15 protein-coding genes and 1 riboswitch are annotated in these 17,149 nt (G+C 35.4%); of the genes, 8 read left to right on the top strand and 7 right to left on the bottom strand.

Annotation, left to right across the window (positions count from 1 at the left end):
- Positions 1-78 precede the first annotated feature (78 nt).
- The 3 genes from ACYQ73_RS16650 (at position 79) to ACYQ73_RS16640 (ending at position 1,515) form a co-directional block, all read left to right on the top strand.
- Positions 79-396 (top strand): PadR family transcriptional regulator, encoded by a 318-nt coding sequence (locus tag ACYQ73_RS16650; protein WP_460013519.1) that lies wholly within the window; start codon positions 79-81, stop codon positions 394-396.
- Positions 396-941, top strand: coding sequence for a DUF2812 domain-containing protein (locus ACYQ73_RS16645; protein WP_460013518.1), 546 nt, complete (start codon positions 396-398; stop codon positions 939-941). Before ACYQ73_RS16650 ends, ACYQ73_RS16645 begins: the two co-directional genes overlap by 1 nt.
- Positions 942-1,356: 415 nt before the next feature.
- Complete coding sequence (locus ACYQ73_RS16640) at positions 1,357-1,515, top strand: DUF3951 domain-containing protein (protein ID WP_460013517.1); 159 nt, start codon at positions 1,357-1,359, stop codon at positions 1,513-1,515.
- Positions 1,516-2,431: 916 nt separating this feature from the next.
- Here ACYQ73_RS16640 and ACYQ73_RS16635 read toward each other — a convergent pair.
- From ACYQ73_RS16635 to crcB, 4 genes are all read right to left on the bottom strand, one after another.
- Positions 2,432-3,712, bottom strand: coding sequence for a Na+/H+ antiporter NhaC family protein (locus tag ACYQ73_RS16635; RefSeq protein ID WP_460013516.1), 1,281 nt, complete (start codon positions 3,710-3,712; stop codon positions 2,432-2,434).
- A 109-nt stretch (positions 3,713-3,821) separates the two neighbouring features.
- Positions 3,822-3,929, bottom strand: a riboswitch (SAM riboswitch).
- Between the two features lie 186 nt (positions 3,930-4,115).
- Positions 4,116-4,463: a hypothetical protein gene (locus ACYQ73_RS16630; protein WP_460013515.1), complete on the bottom strand. Its 348-nt coding sequence runs from the start codon at positions 4,461-4,463 to the stop codon at positions 4,116-4,118.
- A gap of 30 nt (positions 4,464-4,493) precedes the next feature.
- Entirely contained in the window at positions 4,494-4,823 is a 330-nt protein-coding gene (locus ACYQ73_RS16625; RefSeq protein WP_460013514.1) for a fluoride efflux transporter FluC, read from the bottom strand.
- Positions 4,820-5,182, bottom strand: a complete 363-nt coding sequence (crcB, locus tag ACYQ73_RS16620) for a fluoride efflux transporter CrcB (RefSeq protein WP_460013513.1) — start codon at positions 5,180-5,182, stop codon at positions 4,820-4,822. The genes ACYQ73_RS16625 and crcB overlap by 4 nt, the downstream gene beginning before the upstream one ends.
- A gap of 1,711 nt (positions 5,183-6,893) precedes the next feature.
- Here crcB and ACYQ73_RS16615 point away from each other — a divergent pair.
- Both ACYQ73_RS16615 and ACYQ73_RS16610 read left to right on the top strand, forming a co-directional pair.
- Positions 6,894-8,636, top strand: coding sequence for an ABC transporter ATP-binding protein (locus ACYQ73_RS16615; RefSeq protein ID WP_460013512.1), 1,743 nt, complete (start codon positions 6,894-6,896; stop codon positions 8,634-8,636).
- The gene (locus ACYQ73_RS16610; protein WP_460013511.1) at positions 8,633-10,366 is read left to right on the top strand and encodes an ABC transporter ATP-binding protein; all 1,734 of its coding nucleotides are present in this window, start codon (positions 8,633-8,635) and stop codon (positions 10,364-10,366) included. The genes ACYQ73_RS16615 and ACYQ73_RS16610 overlap by 4 nt, the downstream gene beginning before the upstream one ends.
- A gap of 57 nt (positions 10,367-10,423) precedes the next feature.
- Here the strand turns inward: ACYQ73_RS16610 and ACYQ73_RS16605 are convergent, their stop codons facing one another.
- The gene (locus ACYQ73_RS16605; protein WP_460013510.1) at positions 10,424-10,795 is read right to left on the bottom strand and encodes a hypothetical protein; all 372 of its coding nucleotides are present in this window, start codon (positions 10,793-10,795) and stop codon (positions 10,424-10,426) included.
- A 174-nt stretch (positions 10,796-10,969) separates the two neighbouring features.
- On the opposite strand from ACYQ73_RS16605, the gene dacB reads away from it, so the two are divergent.
- Both dacB and ACYQ73_RS16595 read left to right on the top strand, forming a co-directional pair.
- The gene (dacB, locus tag ACYQ73_RS16600; protein ID WP_460013509.1) at positions 10,970-12,403 is read left to right on the top strand and encodes a D-alanyl-D-alanine carboxypeptidase/D-alanyl-D-alanine endopeptidase; all 1,434 of its coding nucleotides are present in this window, start codon (positions 10,970-10,972) and stop codon (positions 12,401-12,403) included.
- 262 nt (positions 12,404-12,665) lie between these two features.
- Positions 12,666-13,505, top strand: coding sequence for an MBL fold metallo-hydrolase (locus ACYQ73_RS16595; RefSeq protein ID WP_460013508.1), 840 nt, complete (start codon positions 12,666-12,668; stop codon positions 13,503-13,505).
- A gap of 560 nt (positions 13,506-14,065) precedes the next feature.
- Here the strand turns inward: ACYQ73_RS16595 and ACYQ73_RS16590 are convergent.
- Both ACYQ73_RS16590 and ACYQ73_RS16585 read right to left on the bottom strand, forming a co-directional pair.
- Entirely contained in the window at positions 14,066-14,647 is a 582-nt protein-coding gene (locus ACYQ73_RS16590) for a hypothetical protein (protein WP_460013507.1), read from the bottom strand.
- A 116-nt stretch (positions 14,648-14,763) separates the two neighbouring features.
- A complete protein-coding gene (locus ACYQ73_RS16585) occupies positions 14,764-15,453 on the bottom strand; it encodes a hypothetical protein (RefSeq protein WP_460013646.1) in 690 nt (229 codons plus the stop codon).
- 469 nt (positions 15,454-15,922) lie between these two features.
- On the opposite strand from ACYQ73_RS16585, the gene ACYQ73_RS16580 reads away from it, so the two are divergent.
- Complete coding sequence (locus ACYQ73_RS16580; protein ID WP_460013506.1) at positions 15,923-16,858, top strand: LCP family glycopolymer transferase; 936 nt, start codon at positions 15,923-15,925, stop codon at positions 16,856-16,858.
- Positions 16,859-17,149: the final 291 nt, after the last annotated feature.

The following is a 17,149-nucleotide window of genomic DNA, read 5'->3' as shown; positions in this document are numbered from 1 at the left end:
ATAGAGTTGCTCTATATATCATAAAATGATATATTATTTTATGATATATCGTTTTGTGATATATTGGAGGTGTAGACAATGAAATCATTAGAGCAGTTAACAGATTCTGTTTTTTATATTATGGCTGCCTTAACGGAGCCTCGACATGGCTATGCAGTCATGAGTTTAATAGAGGAGACAACAAAGGGTACTTTCGTAGTTGGCCCAGCATCTCTTTATACAATTATTAAAAAACTATTAGCTGAACAACTTATTCAGCTACATGATGATTCGGATTCTCGGAGAAAGGTCTATGTCTTAACGGATAAAGGTCGAGAAATATTGCTCGAAGATATTGAAAGAAGAAAGGTCATGATTCAGTTGGCAGAGCAGGGACTACAAAGGGGGCAAAAATAGTGCGAAATAAGAGATATATGGCATCATATGGTTTAGCTTTTTCTGAGGAACGCGATATGAAAAAATTAAGTGAAAAAGCGGCAAAAGGGTGGCATTTAAAAAGATTTCGATGTGCTGGCTATGGGCTAGAGAAAGGTGAACCAGAAAACGTCATTTTTAGTATTGATTATCGTAAATTACCGAAGGATGAAGAAGAGGAGTATTTTGAGCTATTTGCTTGCGGTGGCTGGACACATGTTTGTTCAAGTGCAGATATGCATATTTTTAAGGCAGCTCCAGAAACTACACCCATTTATAGTGACGCTGAGTCTTCTATTGATAAATTAGCGCGTCTTGCAAAGCCTGTAAACCTAGTAGCATCCATTGCTCTTGCTTTAACGATGGTTTTGTGGGTATTTATGACATTTACCACTGGGACAATTCATCACATTGCAGAGCAAGGATTTACATATTCCTTTGTTTTTACTGTTCCAGCAGTGATGACTTCTGGTGGAGTTTACTATCATATGTGGAAAAAACTACGATTAAAATCAAAGCATATATAAAGAACGAACAGCTGAAGCTTATTAGCTGTTTTTTTATGTTGTTGAAAATTTGTATGTCAATGAAATTATGCTATTAAATAAAATGTGGGCGTTCGCCAAAATGAGGGGGTGATTTCCGTTTCAACTAGGGCGTTCGATGAGCCGCTTGGTCCAACATGATGTTTTATGTGCGAAATCGTAGTGCTACGAACACTGAATCACAGGGAAAACTTACTTAATGTCGAAGTATTATATGTAGAATATAGATATCTAATTGCTTTTAAAATTCAGGGTGTTTTAGATCGTTATATTTACAATCTGGGCATGTCCAATATTTAATGACAATATAATAGTACAGTTGCCTACATTAATTGGTAGTACATTTGCAAAGTAGGAAAACTATAACTTACTACTCGTTGAGAAAGGATAGGATGGAATGAATATTGGGAATAGCGTAACGCTTATTGTAAGTCTGATTTTTTCAAGCATTTTGGTTCGTACCATATATCGCGTTTTTGTGAAAAAGAAAGTACCTACTATGAGCTATACACCATATGATGACGCCATGAATGGGGGAGGTAAACATGACAATTAAGTGAGTGGATACAAACATCAAATAGTTGAGGTGCAGGCTTCATATAACTTATAGTATAAAATATGAGAATCTACTATTTTTTCAATAAGAAATAATAGTAGATTATTTTTATTTTATCGATGATAAGATTTGTGAAGGGAGTTTTATCCTGTATTTGGTATTATTTAATCGAGGGACAGTCAATAATTTTGTGTAATGACAATCCAATCTTTTCTTATAGATCAAAGAATGATTTTGTTTTTGGGAAGGTTAACCCTTCCAACAAATTTTCGCTTTGCGCATATCAGGACCTTACCCTGATACTTATAATTCAAACTTTGCTCGTGACTGAATTGTAACTTTTAATGAGTTTTCCGAAAGAATTCGCCTTCCTCAATTCAAATAAAAAGACACACCTTGTTAAATGTGATTTTTGTCATCTCGCTTTAAATAGTCTATCTATTATTGAATTCGTTATAGTAACAAGGCCTAATAACAATAAAAATATCCAGATAAAGTTCAAATGAAAATCTTCAACCATATAAATAAAGAGACCAACAATTACTGCAATTATTAAAGATTTATATGCTGTACTCATTCATCAAGAGCTCCTTTTTTCTTCTTACCAATTATTTTACATCAACTTCTTAGAAATTCCGAATATATGCTAAAACAATATCGGTTCAACCGAACAAGAATATTAACTTTATTAATGGTTGTGGAAGATTCGGTCCGGAATCAGTTCATGGAGTAGGAGAAGGTGCCTCTCACACCACTGTAAGTACGGTTCGGTATACGGCGGTTCAAATCAGTTAATTAACGCAGTTGTTCATAGCGAGCTTGCAGACTTGCTTCAAAAAAAATCCAATCGTTTTGATTAGTCTTTTTTCAAAACGATTGAATTATTTTAATGTACAATCAATTTAAGTGATGAAGTTTAGGCTGTCTTTTTTGCTGGGTATCCGATCAGGATAGCGATGATTCCACAGATTCCTATAAGAATTGGATAGAAAGAGTATTGTAGCATGCTCACAGGTGATATTCCTGCTACGCTTGCGGCTGCTAGGAATTGGGCCCCGTATGGTAGAATGCCTTGAATCGTACAGGAGAAAATATCTAATATACTTGCGGACTTTCTTGGCTCAATCCCATATTGTTCAGCAATATTTTTTGCAAGCGGACCAGCAATTAAAATAGCAATCGTATTATTGGCCGTAGACAAATTAGTTAAGCCCACTAGGCCAGCAATGCCAAATTCAGCACCTTTTTTCGATTTAATTCTTCGTGTTGCAAGGTGAAGTAGAAAATCAATTCCTCCGTTAAACTTAATAACTTCCACCATTCCAGCTATTAATATCGCAAGAAATGCCATTTCATACATGCCTGACATTCCTTCGCCAATCTTTTGAAAAAGACTCATTAAATGATAGCTGCCATCCGCTAGGCCAACAGCCCCGGCGAGAACAATCCCAGATGCCAGAACAAGGAAAACATTCATTCCAGCTAACGCTAAAATAATAACCAAAACATAGGGAACAATTTTTACCCAACTATAGCTTAAATGTTCAACTTGTGCCGTCTCACCCATTGTGATAACCCCTAAAATAATGCTCGTCACAATAGCTGCCGGCAACACAATCCAAAAATTCACCTTGAATTTATCCTTCATTTGTGCGCCTTGTGAACGAACGGCAGTAATTGTTGTATCTGAAATAAAGGATAAATTATCGCCAAACATCGAACCGCCAACAATCGCTGCCATTACTAAAGCCATGGAAAGGTCGATATGCTCGCTTATCCCAACTCCGATTGGCGCCAGTGCAACAATCGTCCCCACCGATGTACCCATTGATAGGGAGATAAAGCAGGCAATGATGAACAAGCCTACGACAAGCAAGTTTGGTGGAACGACCGATAAAGCAAAGTTAACAGTGGATTCCACTGCCCCCATGCCTTTTGCTACAGCTGAAAAGGCCCCAGCCAAGAGAAAAATAACAACCATCAGCATGACATTTAAATTTCCTGCGCCTTTGCAAAAAATATCAACCTTTTTCGCAAACGATTCTTTTCGATTCATCGCCAGAGCTACAGCGCCTGAAATGGAAATGGCTACAATGACAGGGAATGCGTAAAAATCACCTGTAATAACCCCTGAGCCAATAAATAAAATCAAAAAAACAACAAATGGGATCAGCGCCCATGGATTCTTTTTCTTCATGTCTACCTCCAAAAAATAAAATTGGACACGTCTATTGTCCATTCTTTTTTACGAAAAAAAGGCCACTTCTTGTAAGAACAAGAAGAGGCCTTATATCTATAAAACACTCCTCTTATCTACCAAGCCTTTGCCTGCTGGATTTGGCACAGTAACTTACATCATAAGTTCCGCTGCCGAGATTTCATCGGGCCAGTCCCTCCATCTCTCTTGATAAGAAGCAAATATATTATTTTTTTTCACAATAATAAATATTATAATAAAAAGTCGATTTTTGCAACATATTTTTAATCAAGCTTGATTAAAAAGCTATATAAATTAAGGGAATTGAACAAGTAAGAGGATTAAAGCGTATTTTTGGTTCTGCTGTTCAAAGGGGAAAAAAGAAGGCGCCCTTGAGAGGCGCCTAAAACATTTGTGGTAAAAATTCCGTCATAAAGCGTTGATTTTTACGTAGCCATATTTTTAAAATCATACGATGTGTTAGGAGGCGTTGTCTTTTTTGTGGTCTAGCCTTTGCCTCTTTTAAACTTTGTAGTAGAGTACATGTTTCTGTTGCAAATGCTTGAGGATCGACGAGGACGTCAAGCTTATAATCAATTAGCTGTGCAGCCTGTACCTTTGCAAGTAATTGTGCAAAGCGTGTATTCATTTCTGGAAAGTTTTCTTCTAGTTCTAGGTCGATTAAAGTATATAGTGTTTGTTCAATTTCAGCTTCGAGTGCTTGTAATTGTTCAATGGATGGCTGTGTCAAAAAATCACCTCAAGTTTTTCAAAAATGCTGCTACACAAGGTAAAAACCAAGAGCAGCGAAAAGTAAACCGAATAAAACTGTAGTGCCTATATAAACAATCGCTTGTCTCCATTTTTTCTGCTCAAAGAGCTGCAAACATTCAAAACCAAATGTTGAAAAGGTCGTATAGGCTCCTAAAAAACCAAGCCCTATAAAATGCCAAATCCAATCAGTTGGATGTAATGCAAATAGAAAGCCAAGCGCAAAAGAACCCGTTATATTAATAAAAAATGTTGCCCATGGGTATGTATGGACAATCAATTTTCCTAGATAAAATCTTGTTAGTGCACCCAAAAAGCCACCGATACCAATAATTATCATACGATGCGCCCCTTTGCTACCTTAAATCCTAGCCATGCAGAAGCTAAACCGCCAAAAACACTCCCTAAAATATAAATAACCACTTGTAGCCATTTACTATCCTGCAAAAGTAATAGCGTTTCTAAAGAGAATGTCGAAAAGGTTGTAAAGGCACCAAAAAAGCCAGTACCAATTCCTAAAATTATAGGCGTACGCTTTGTAAACGTTGTAAATAGCCATGCTAAACAAAAGCAACCAATTATGTTTATACAAAGTGTCGCAAATGGAAAACCACCGTTATTTGAAAGTGCTAGACCAAGGCTATATCGACAGATGGCACCCAAAAATCCGCCAATTCCAACAGCTAAAAATGATTTCAACGTAAAGACTCCTTACTAAAATGTCTATATTAAAAAGTGTATCATGAGATCCACACTTTAGATATATTTCTATAGTTATATGGATTCAAAATTTAAAATGACATGATTTTTTTTATTATATCGTCGGCTAAGATTCTTATAGTTCCTGCCACAATACTTCGTAGTTAATGTCCATATATCATCTCTTAATATGTATATAACTAACAAGGAGGCATTAATCTCAGTAGTTCTGATCGAGAAACTCTTTAGTATTCAAATACTATTACACCGCCGACTGAAAATCCGATAACGGTTACTCCATTGACGGAAAACCCGCTAACGGAAAAACCGTCACTACTAATTAATAATAAATTACTAAATAATAAATTACTAAATAATAATTATTATAGTAATAGACCTGATGCCTTTAGAAGCACACTGTAAAATTCAAAACAGTAAACGATGTTTCAGTTTGGCGTTCGTGTCTCTTATATTCAGCTTGCACCGATGGATGTTGGAGTGAGCAAAGGTGGGCGTCATTTTCACACCCTTAATGGAAAACTCGCAGGAGTTAGCTATTCTTTGATTTTATTGGGAAGATGGGCGATAAATTAAAAATGTTGGGTGATAAATTAAAGTTGGTAGATAAATTTAAAAAGTTGGTAGATAAATAAAAGAAGTTGGTAGATAAATTTAAAAAGTTGGTAGATAAATTTAAAAATTAGGGCGATAAACCTTGGAATTGTTCCGATAAATCAATAAATTGTTCCGATAAACCATAGGATTATTCCGATAAATCCAAAAAATGTTCCGATAAATTAGTTTGGACCCTATCAAACTAGCTTTGTTCGATAGAGTCTTCCAGCAATGATTCAATAACACGTTTTAATTAAAAAATAGAAGATTGTTGACTTTCACTCTTCTTGTAAATAAAGACAGTTTCTATTATTTTGTTTAACTGCGTTGGAGTAGTAATAAAGATCAACTATTTAACATATCAATCGTATTGTCTATTTGTAGGAATCAAGGATACTACTTACCGATTTTATTTCCTTCATCGTAAATAGAACTTGATTCTTTTTAACCTTAATTATGAGGCATAATTGATTATGTTTGCATACCATTCCTTTGACTTTTCAATATTTCTTACTTTTAGCTTTACGAATAAGGGCATTTGATAAAATTCATTCATGTTTCTTTCCTCCTTTAGGTTCATACAAACTAACCATAAAGGTTTACGCAGCGTGAAAGTCAATACTAGTATTTAAGGTACCCCGTTTAATTTATTCCTAGATTGTAATTTTAGCGATTCACTGCTTTAAAGCGTTAATTATTTCCTGAAAAACGTAAAAAATAACAACGAGTTAGTTGACAAATATTTCTAAAGTGTGATAATCTTCAAGAACACTATAACAATTAAGTAAAGGAGGGCATGACGATGTTAATTTTACCAGTATCATATCAAAGCACAACTGCATACATTGTCCATGTCTTCTAACTTTTTTATTTTGCGATGCAAATAAAGGGCATGGGTAACTCCTGGCCTTTTATGAAGAGACACATGCTCTTTTTTGGGTATGTGTCTTTTTTGTTGCAAAAAAGGGTTGTAGTGATCATGAAAAAGGAGTGCATGTGTATGCGAAACAAAGTACAAAAAATGATTTTCATCAAGGTATTTCTGGATAGTGGGTAGCACAGCTTTAACAGCACTAGAGAAAGAAGGTTATAACGTATGTTTGATGTTTTAAGTAAATTAAGCTGGTTTTTTAAAAAATACTGGAAGCAATATACAGTAGCCGTTACGCTATTAATGATTGCGAGTGGCTTAGAAGTTGTTCCACCGTATTTACTAGGGTCAATTATTGATATATTGACTGCTGGCGAAATGACACCAGCTCTTTTAACGAAGTATATTTTGATTTTTGTGTGTATCATGATTGGGGGTTATGTCCTTAATTTTGTGTGGCAATTCAGATTATTTGAAGGGGCTATTAACCTCGAGAAAATTTTACGTCGAAATCTTATGCAGCATTTTTTGCGTATGACACCAACGTTTTATGAGAAAAACCGTACCGGAGATTTAATGGCACGTGCGACGAATGATTTAAACGCAGTGTCGTTGACGGCTGGCTTTGGGATTATGACACTCATTGATTCCACAATTTATATGGGCTTTATTATTTTTGCTATGGGTTTTATGATTTCGTGGAAGCTTACTTTTTTTGCAATGCTGCCAGTGCCGATCATGGCCATCCTTATTCAATATTTAGGGAAAATTGTGCATGAACGCTATATGAAAGCGCAGGATGCTTTTGGAGAGCTGAATGATAGTGTTCTAGAGTCGGTTGCAGGTGTGCGAGTTGTACGGGCATACGTACAAGAAAAAAAGGACGAATCAAATTTTGCGGAAATGAGCGAGATTGTCTATGAAAAAAATATGCATACCGCAAAAATTAACGCCTTATTCGGACCGATTACAAAAGTCGGTACTGGGATTAGTTATGTTGTAGCGCTTGGCTATGGTGCTCATTTAGTAGCAACAGAGGCTATGACAGTTGGGCAGCTTGTAACGTTCAATGTTTACTTGGGGCTAGCAGTTTGGCCAATATTTGCAATTGGGGAACTTATCAATGTCATGCAGCAAGGTAACGCTTCTCTTGATCGTGTACAAGAAACGCTAAACTACGAGGCGGATGTTCGGAATATTGCGAATCCACGAACGATCGCGACACCGAATGCGATTGGCTTTGATGATTTAACATTTCAATATCCGATGAGTCAGGTGAAAAACCTCCAGGAAATTTCGCTGTCGTTGAAAAAGGGTCAAACACTTGGGATTGTTGGTAAAACAGGAGCGGGTAAAACGACCTTCCTACGACAATTATTACGTGAGTATCCAATTGGCGAGGGTCAGCTATCGATTGATGGAGTCGATATTACTTCACAAACGAAGGAGCAGTTACTCGACTGGATTGGTTATGTTCCACAGGATCATGTTCTATTCTCACGTACCATTCGTGAAAATATTTTATTTGGGAAAGAAGATGCTACACAGTCTGAATTGCAGCAGGCGGTTCGTGCAGCATACTTTGAAAAGGATTTAAAAAATTTACCAATGGGCTTAGAAACACTTGTTGGTGAAAAGGGTGTATCTCTTTCAGGTGGTCAAAAGCAACGTGTTTCAATTGCGCGTGCTCTTATTAAAGACCCTGAAATTTTAATGCTTGATGACTCGCTTTCTGCTGTAGACGCCAAAACAGAGGCAAGAATTATTGAGAATATTCAGCGAGAACGACAAGATAAAACGACAATTATTACAACGCATCGTTTATCAGGAATTCAGCACGCCGATTTAATTATCGTGCTAGATGAAGGCCAAATTGTAGAGCAGGGGACACATGAGCAGCTTCTTTCACAACAAGGATGGTATAAAGAGCAATTTGACCGTCAGCAGCTAGAAGGAGGTGCCTCATGAGTACGAGTCAACGTTTAACACGCTATGCAATGTATTTTAAAAAACCGATACTACTTGGACTATTTTTCTTAACAATCGCCGTCTTTACGGAGCTTGTTGGGCCATTTATTGCGAAGCATATCATTGATAATTACATGACAATTGGCTACATTGAATTAAAACCAATTACTTGGCTACTAGTTGTCTATTTACTTTTAGCAATAGCTACAGCTGTTTTACGCTATTTTATGTATATCTATTTACAAATGGGTGCCAACCGTGTTGTACAAAAATTACGTAAGGATGTATTTGAGCATATTCAAACATTACCAATTCAATACTTCGATAATTTACCAGCAGGGAAAATTGTAGCCCGTGTCACGAATGATACTGAGGCTGTTCGTAATTTATATGTTCAAGTACTTTCAAACTTCGTTACGAGTTTAATTTCTATTGTGGGTGTTTATATCGCACTCTTTATTTTAAATTGGAAAATGGCGTGCCTAGCATTGGCTATGGTACCAGTCGTTTATTTATGGATGATTTTATACCGTAAAGTTGCTTCGAAATATAATGATGTTATTAGAACGAAAATTGCCGATATTAACGCAATGATTAATGAATCGATTCAAGGGATGACGATTATTCAAGCATTCCGTCGTGAACAGCAAATGACGAAGGAATTTGATGACATGAATAATGAGCATTATGCATATGAACGCAAGCTGCTTTTCCTTGATTCTGCAACATCCTTTAACCTTGTTAATACATTGAGACTTCTTATGTTTACGATCTTTATTTTCTACTTTGGCACACAGTCATTTACGGCAACGGAAGTTATTTCTGCGGGGACATTATATGCCTTTGTTGATTATTTAACGCGATTATTTAATCCAATCACGAATATCGTCAATCAATTTTCTCAGCTTGAGCGCTCACTTGTTGCTGGAAAGCGTGTCTTTGAGGTGTTAGATATTAACGGGGAGCCAGTATCTGAAAAAAGTTTACCTAGATATAAAGGAAATGTGGTGTTCGAAGATGTTTCCTTTGCTTATAAAAATGATGAATACGTATTGAAAAATCTTTCATTTGAAGCGCACCAAGGTGAAACCATTGCTTTAGTAGGACATACAGGATCTGGGAAAAGTTCTATTATGAACTTATTGTTCCGTTTCTATGATCCATCTAAAGGGAAAATTACGATTGATGGAATTGATATCACTTCTGTTCCACGTCAAACAATGCGTGAACATATGGGTATTGTTCTACAGGATCCATACTTATTTACAGGTACTATTGCTTCGAACGTCAGCCTGAATAATCCAAAAATTTCACGAGAAAAAATAGAAACCTCATTAAAGGCTGTTGGTGGTGAACGTGTTTTAGCGAACTTACCAAATGGCTATGATGAGCCTGTTATTGAGAAGGGGAGCACACTGTCATCTGGACAGCGCCAGTTAATTTCCTTTGCACGTGCGCTTGCCTTTGACCCGGCTATTTTAATTTTAGATGAGGCTACTTCTAATATAGATACGGAAACAGAGGAGATTATTCAGCATGCGATGGATGTGCTGAAAAAAGGACGTACAACATTCATTATCGCTCACCGACTTTCTACTATTAAAAATGCAGATCGTATTCTTGTTTTAGATCGAGGTAAGATTGTTGAGCGTGGTACACATGATGAGCTATTAGCACAGGGCGGCATTTACGAAAAAATGTATCAAATGCAGGCGAATTCATTGCAATAATTTATTTAGAGAATGGTATAAATGAAGCCCCACTTTATGAAAAGTGGGGCTTTCTATTCAAGATTTTACATTTTTAAAGACATTGACAACAAAGAACAGCACTGAAATGGCCACTGCGATACCGCCACCAGATACAAAGAGTTCAAATAACCAGCGTGGTACATCTATATAAACCATCATCATACCGACTAAGAGGAATGGCAATCCGATATTGTAAAACCAAAATTGTGCTTTGGCTAATCCTGTCTCGGCGGCATCTTTATATACGGAATAAAGTAAGCCGATAAAACCAGTTGTTAGCCAACCTACTACACCAATATGTGCATGCGTCGACTTCCATTCGAGTTGAATTGTATAATGCATAAACAGTCCAAAGGCCATAACAATCACTAAATATAAAACTGAAATCTTTATCCATTTAGCACCCATTCATAAACAACTCCTTTCCCGAAATGACTTAGCTAGCTAATACAGTTTATTCTTGTCGAATAAAAAAGATGACAGATTATCTTTTGTAAAATAAAAAAGTGTTTTATTGTAAAATGCTAATTTTTTCCGTAGAATAAAACCATGAAAAGTAGAAATTTGCCAATTGGAGGGTCTATGAAAAAGAAAATTAAATTTTTAATAATGATTTTAATGGTCTGTTACTCGACCATCATCTTTGTTGAGAAGGCAGGTGCTAGTGAGCAAATGATGACAACAAAAGTGAATAGCATTATTGCGAAAAATTGGAAGAACAACGAGTACAGCATTACTGTACGAGATGTAGAAACAGGTAATGTGCTCTACAATAATAATGGTGAAAAAATGATACGTCCTGCTTCTACGCACAAGCTTTTAGTTAGTGCCGCTGCATTGGATTTATTAGGACCTGATTATCGCTTTGCTACGAAGACATATGTCGATGGATCAATTGAAGATGGTGTACTTTACGGTAATATTTATTTACAGGGTGGGGGAGATCCAACGCTTTTACCTAGTCATTTAGAGTCATTCGCCAATGGCCTGAAAAAAATGGGTATCTCTAAAATTACGGGTTCTTTAATCGGGGATGATACTTGGTTTGATGCAGATCGCTTACCGAAGGGTATTGTACCTCAAGAAGAGGATCAACCTTATGCTTCACGTATTTCAGCGTTAACGATTTCGCCAAATGATCAATATGATATTGCAAATGTGCAAGTGAAAGTGACGGGCTCAAAGGTTGGCACTACAGCTAATGTACAGCTTGTACCGTTTGCAAGTACTATCCCGATTGTTAACAAAACAAAAATTGTTAAAAAGGGCGAGAAAAGTACTGTGAAAATGACAAGAGAATATGGTACAGATCGAATCATTGTAACGGGTAACTTACCAGCAGGTTCACAGAAAAGTACATATGTAACTGTCTTTAATCCAACTTTATATACACTCGATGTATTTCGGGAAAAATTAGTAGCAAAAGGTATCCAAACAATGCCTCTTGAAACTGGGAAGGTACCTGAAAATGCACAGCGAGTAGGTATTTCGTATTCAAAGCCATTAACTGAGATTAACTTTAAATATTTAAAGTTAAGCATTAATGGCATGGGTGATATGTTGACAAAACAACTTGGACGAGAGCTACTCGGGGAAGGAAGCTGGTCGGCTGGCATCCAAGCAATTCGTACATATGGTAGTGATAATGGGCTTACTATGGATCAGTGGGATTTTGAAGACGGTTCAGGTTTAAGTCATCGAAATCGAGTTAATAGTATGCAAGAAAGTCTTTTATTATATAAAGTTCGAAGTAAATCCTGGTATAACTCATATTTAGATGCATTACCGCATGCAGGAAGAAAAGGCAGTCTTGTTGGTGCAACTTTAGAAAATCGTATGAAGGGCTATAGTGTATCTGCTAAAACAGGCTATATTTCTGGAACATATTCTTTGAGTGGTTATGTAAAAGGAAAAAGTGGCAAGTGGTATATCTTTAGTATTTTGACACAGGCCAATAAAACTTCAGCTATCCCGACTATTGATGAAATCGTCAAACAGTTTGCAAATGAAATGTAAGCTTAATTGCTTGAATGCGTATGTGCAAAGACGATAAAAGTAAACATCTCGGTAGTTCGCTTTTGTGATGATGAAAAAAGCTATTCTACAAAACAATAAGCTATTTTTAAGCTGAACTAATTTTTGTATTAGTTCAGCTTTTATTTATTAACGGTGTAGGTTAGTTCAATATTTATGATTTGCATTGTTCTAGAAAAAGATTAACCATAAAGATCACACATCACTCTGTTTTGTTATAATTAACAAAAAAGGGGGATATTATATGAAATTAACCATTTTAGTAGATAATAATACTTTAATTGATCGCTATTTTTTAGGGGAACCTGGGCTTTCTTTTTTTATTGAAGAAGATGATAAACGTTTCCTTTTTGATACCGGATATTCTGATGTCTTTATAAAGAATGCAGATAAAATGAGAATTGATTTAAGAAATCTCGATTATGTTGTTTTGTCGCATGGGCATGTGGACCATACATGGGGACTGACGCATTTAATTAGACTACATATGGAAGCAAAAAATGAAGAAATCCTACACAATACTCCTAAGATTATTGGACATCCATTGGTTTTTAACACTAAACTATTTGATTCTGTAGGAGAGATAGGGAGTATTTTATCTCATGAAAAGTTAAGTAGACACTTTCCGGTCCGATTAACTAAAGAACCATTATGGCTAACAGATCGACTAGTATTTCTAGGGGAAATTAAAAGAATATTTGATTTTGAAGGAAAAGATTCTATAGGGCAAGTTGTGACAGATCAAGGGAGTGTTAACGACTTCGTTTTGGATGACACAGCAATCGTTTATAAATCTTCAGAAGGGTTAGTTATTATCGTTGGATGTGCACATTCTGGGATATGTAACATTATTGAATATGCCAAAGAGGTATGTCAGGAAGAGAGAATAGTTGATATTATTGGAGGATTTCACCTATTAAATCCGACGAAAGAGCAGTTAGATAATACAGTTCGTTATATAAAAGATCTTAAACCTACTAAGCTTCATGCTTGCCATTGTACAGATTTACACTCTAAAATAGCCCTTTCGACAGTTGCTTATTTAGGAGAAGTTGGAGTAGGATTACAACTTTCATATCTATAGTTTTAACTTAGTTAGCTAATAAAAGCGCTACCATTATTCCGCTAATGAAGGCATGAGTTTGAGATACAGCTACGGAAGTCAACTTTTCTTATGAAGCTAAAAAAGCAGGTTTATTCAATTCAAAAAGAGGGCTATTATCAACTTTTAAGCAATAAAAACAATATCTGCTTTCTCACGCCTACAAACTTTCCTGTAGTTTCAAAATATTGGACAATTATCAATTTGGGCTAGAGAAATTGGTGAAATACCTATTATTTCAGATTTATTAATTAGAGATGTATAAATAAGACTATTCTCGACTTTTCGACAATCCGCACAATACGCCATCGCACATCAATCTAAGGGCTTGTGCGTAAAAACACACAAGCTCTTCTGTTATGCTTCCTTCATCACCTCAGAAGTAACAGTTAACCTAATTTGTTAACGTTTCATACCTAATCAAAATCAAATCTGTAAACACTTTACACAATACCAAACAAATGATTATATTCAGTTATTCAATTAGCGGGGAGCTTTAGTTGAACAAGACGAACACAATCTTTTTGCTATTTTACCTTAATTTATCCTTCATTATCGTAAGTGTTCCTTGTAAGATTGAGCTTTGGCATATAAGTACCTCCACCTGCTACCATTTCTTTTGTTTCAACATCATAAATTGCATATCTACCTCTAAATTCTTTGTCTGTGTCTTTAAAGGAATAAAAGAAATAAACTTGTCGATCAGGGCTAACAGTCTGATGGTAGTTAATATCTATATCAGGGTAGGGACGAAGAATATTTCCATCAATAGTTATATAATTTAATCCTTCTACCTCATTAAACAATAATTTTTTTCTAATATTTACAGATTCATCAGGCATTTCTTTAAAAAGTACAGTATCCAAATCTCTTTGCTGTTGCTGTTGCTTTGGCCTCTGCTTATATCTTTGATAAAACTCCTGATGAATAGGATACTTTAAGTCTCTTAATGCCTGGTAAAATTCATCTACTGTTTCATCAAAAATTTTTTCCTTATTTGCAGGATATAAATATTCAATTTTTTCTGAAGATGTAGTTTGTGAATAAACAGCATTTCCTAATAACATGGAAAGACTGAAAGAAAATATAAACGTATACAAACTAATTAAGAATAGATTTTTCATGTACGTTACTCCTTTTTAGAAGTAACGTACCCTAAATGTTCTTTAACTATCCTGCGCCGTTAGTAAAAAAGCGTTTCAATTTATTATAGAAACGCACCTGTTAATTTAACAATACATTATTCATTTGGATTAAATTCAATTGATTTTGCTTGATACATTTTATCCTTAAACATGTACGTAATTTGAATATCCCCAATACTCCCACCTGCTGGAGAAATTTGACCCCCAATTTTTGCAATAAGTTGTTTGTCATTTATTTCAAAGTTGATAAGATTGCCAAAGTATATATCAGGAAATAAATGATCAGGTTCAATTTTTAAAGGTTTGATATTAATTGTAAATTTCTTTTTTCCAATACTAATAGTGGCTTTGTTAGGTAATAACTCAGTCTTTACGTTTTTTATCACTATTGCAATCGGGTCATCAACAAGCACTTCAACAAGCTCCTTTTTTATTCTTTGATTATGGATATGGAAAACGTGAACTTCTCGTTCTAATATTCCAGTACCAGTACCCTTGGTCAAAATGATGATTAACTCATTTTTTCCATCTTTATTGATGTCCTCATCGATAATTTGAGGTGACCATGTAGGACTTGTTGTATTGATCCAATAAGGTCTTTTAAGGACACCACCTTGAAAAACAATTTTAAAATCTATATATACTCCATTCATCCTTTTAGCATAGAGGGTAACATCTGCTTTATCAGATTTTGTAATTTCCTCATATTCATTTATCATTGCTTTAGTTTTTGATAAAGTGGCAAAAAGAGAAATGGCAATAATTAATATAAGAACTTTTTTCATAAGACAACACCTCATATTAGTGTTCTCTATAACTGACTGTTCATTCCACGATACTGTTTTATCTTATTCTCATCAACATATCTCAGACAAAGAATTTGAGAAGTTAACTAAATATCCTATGGGCCAGCCTTATATACAATTGGATAGTGTCAGTCCTTGATAAACAATCTGGCCTGATTGTTGAACACAAGTTAAACAACACTCTTAAACTAACATGCTTCGTTAGTTGAATAACGGATAGAAAAAATAAAACATAGTGGAATCAAATAAGATTTTTTGTCATAAAGTTAGCTGACACTAAATAAATGAGGGGTATTTACAAATAAAGGAATAGAATGTCGTGCATTTAGTAAATACTAGTGTACGTCTTTTTTTCGTCCAATATGCATATAATTAGACCATATTAACTTTTTTCCAACTTAAAACGTCAAAAAGAGGGGTAAATTTTTTTGCAAGAGAGGACTTATGTATGGAAAAAAATATGAAACGCTCTAAGGAAAAAAAGAGCAAGAAGAAAATTTGGCTATGGATAGTAGGTAGTTTATTAACAATTTTTTTAATTTTTATAGGTACTGCTTATTATACAATCCAAAAAACGATGAATAAAATAAATACACCATTACTTGAAACGACAGGTGATGAAGATAAGGAACAAAAAATAGTTACGAAAAAAGACCCGTTTTCTGTGTTAATGCTTGGAGTGGATGAACGTAAAAATGATAGTGGCCGTTCAGACACGATGATAGTCATTACCGTGAATCCTGAAAAACACACGATGAAGATGCTCAGCATACCTCGAGATACTCGTACAGAAATTATTGGACATAATTCCGTCGATAAAATCAACCATGCCTATGCATTTGGGGGCGTTCCAATGGCGGTGAATACGGTAGAGCATTTTTTAAATATACCAATTGATTATTATGTGTTTATTAATATGGAGGGCTTCCTGCAAATTATCGACACGATTGGTGGAGTAACAATTGATAACGACATGGATTTAACTTATAACTCCTACCATTATCCGAAGGGTGAGATCACTTTAGACGGTGATAAGGCACTGATTTTTTCACGTATTCGTTATGAAGATCCCCGTGGTGATTTTGGTCGTCAAATTCGACAACGTCAAATTATTGAAGCGGTTCTGAAAAAAGCCTCTTCGACGTCTTCTATATTATTAAAGGCTACAGATATGCTTGATGTAGTAGGAGACAATGTCCGTATGAATTTTACAATGAAGGACTTAATCCAATTACAAAGTATTTATAAAAAAATGGATGGTAATATTGATCAGTTATCATTTAAAGAGGGAAATGGCAAAAAGATTGACCACATATGGTATTTCATCCCTGAAGAGACAGAGCTAGAAAAAATAAAATCGGAATTAAAAGCCAGTTTGCAATAAATGCTTAGGAGTGACAACTTGAGTATGATAGCTGTAAATCTTTTGACAATGAAGGGAGGGAGAACAATGAATGGGAGGACCCAGGTGCTTAGGTATACAGCTCTAAATAATTGCATGCAAAGCTATGTGCCTAAGCGTAAGGTTCAAAAAAGTCGAGTCAGTTCAGCTATGCGACATTTACAACTATGGTGTTTAAAAATTTTCATGTAAAAAATAAAAAAATCATTCAGGTAGGGTGCATGCCTAGTTGAATGGTTTTTTTACTTTTTTCAGCAGGTGTCCAAACACGCT

The sequence above is a fragment of the Lysinibacillus sp. CTST325 genome, from assembly GCF_054665055.1.
Note: the sequence above shows the minus strand (reverse complement) of the source record. Positions and strands in the feature narration are given on the sequence as shown.

Coding starts and splice junctions, on each gene's coding strand:
- ACYQ73_RS16650 (WP_460013519.1), top strand. CDS start 79: ATGAAATCATTAGAGCAGTTAACAGATTCTGTTTTTTATATTATGGCT.
- ACYQ73_RS16640 (WP_460013517.1), top strand. CDS start 1,357: ATGAATATTGGGAATAGCGTAACGCTTATTGTAAGTCTGATTTTTTCA.
- ACYQ73_RS16635 (WP_460013516.1), bottom strand. CDS start 3,712: ATGAAGAAAAAGAATCCATGGGCGCTGATCCCATTTGTTGTTTTTTTG.
- ACYQ73_RS16625 (WP_460013514.1), bottom strand. CDS start 4,823: ATGATAATTATTGGTATCGGTGGCTTTTTGGGTGCACTAACAAGATTT.
- ACYQ73_RS16615 (WP_460013512.1), top strand. CDS start 6,894: ATGTTTGATGTTTTAAGTAAATTAAGCTGGTTTTTTAAAAAATACTGG.
- ACYQ73_RS16610 (WP_460013511.1), top strand. CDS start 8,633: ATGAGTACGAGTCAACGTTTAACACGCTATGCAATGTATTTTAAAAAA.
- ACYQ73_RS16605 (WP_460013510.1), bottom strand. CDS start 10,795: ATGGGTGCTAAATGGATAAAGATTTCAGTTTTATATTTAGTGATTGTT.
- dacB (WP_460013509.1), top strand. CDS start 10,970: ATGAAAAAGAAAATTAAATTTTTAATAATGATTTTAATGGTCTGTTAC.
- ACYQ73_RS16595 (WP_460013508.1), top strand. CDS start 12,666: ATGAAATTAACCATTTTAGTAGATAATAATACTTTAATTGATCGCTAT.
- ACYQ73_RS16590 (WP_460013507.1), bottom strand. CDS start 14,647: ATGAAAAATCTATTCTTAATTAGTTTGTATACGTTTATATTTTCTTTC.
- ACYQ73_RS16585 (WP_460013646.1), bottom strand. CDS start 15,453: ATGAAAAAAGTTCTTATATTAATTATTGCCATTTCTCTTTTTGCCACT.
- ACYQ73_RS16580 (WP_460013506.1), top strand. CDS start 15,923: ATGGAAAAAAATATGAAACGCTCTAAGGAAAAAAAGAGCAAGAAGAAA.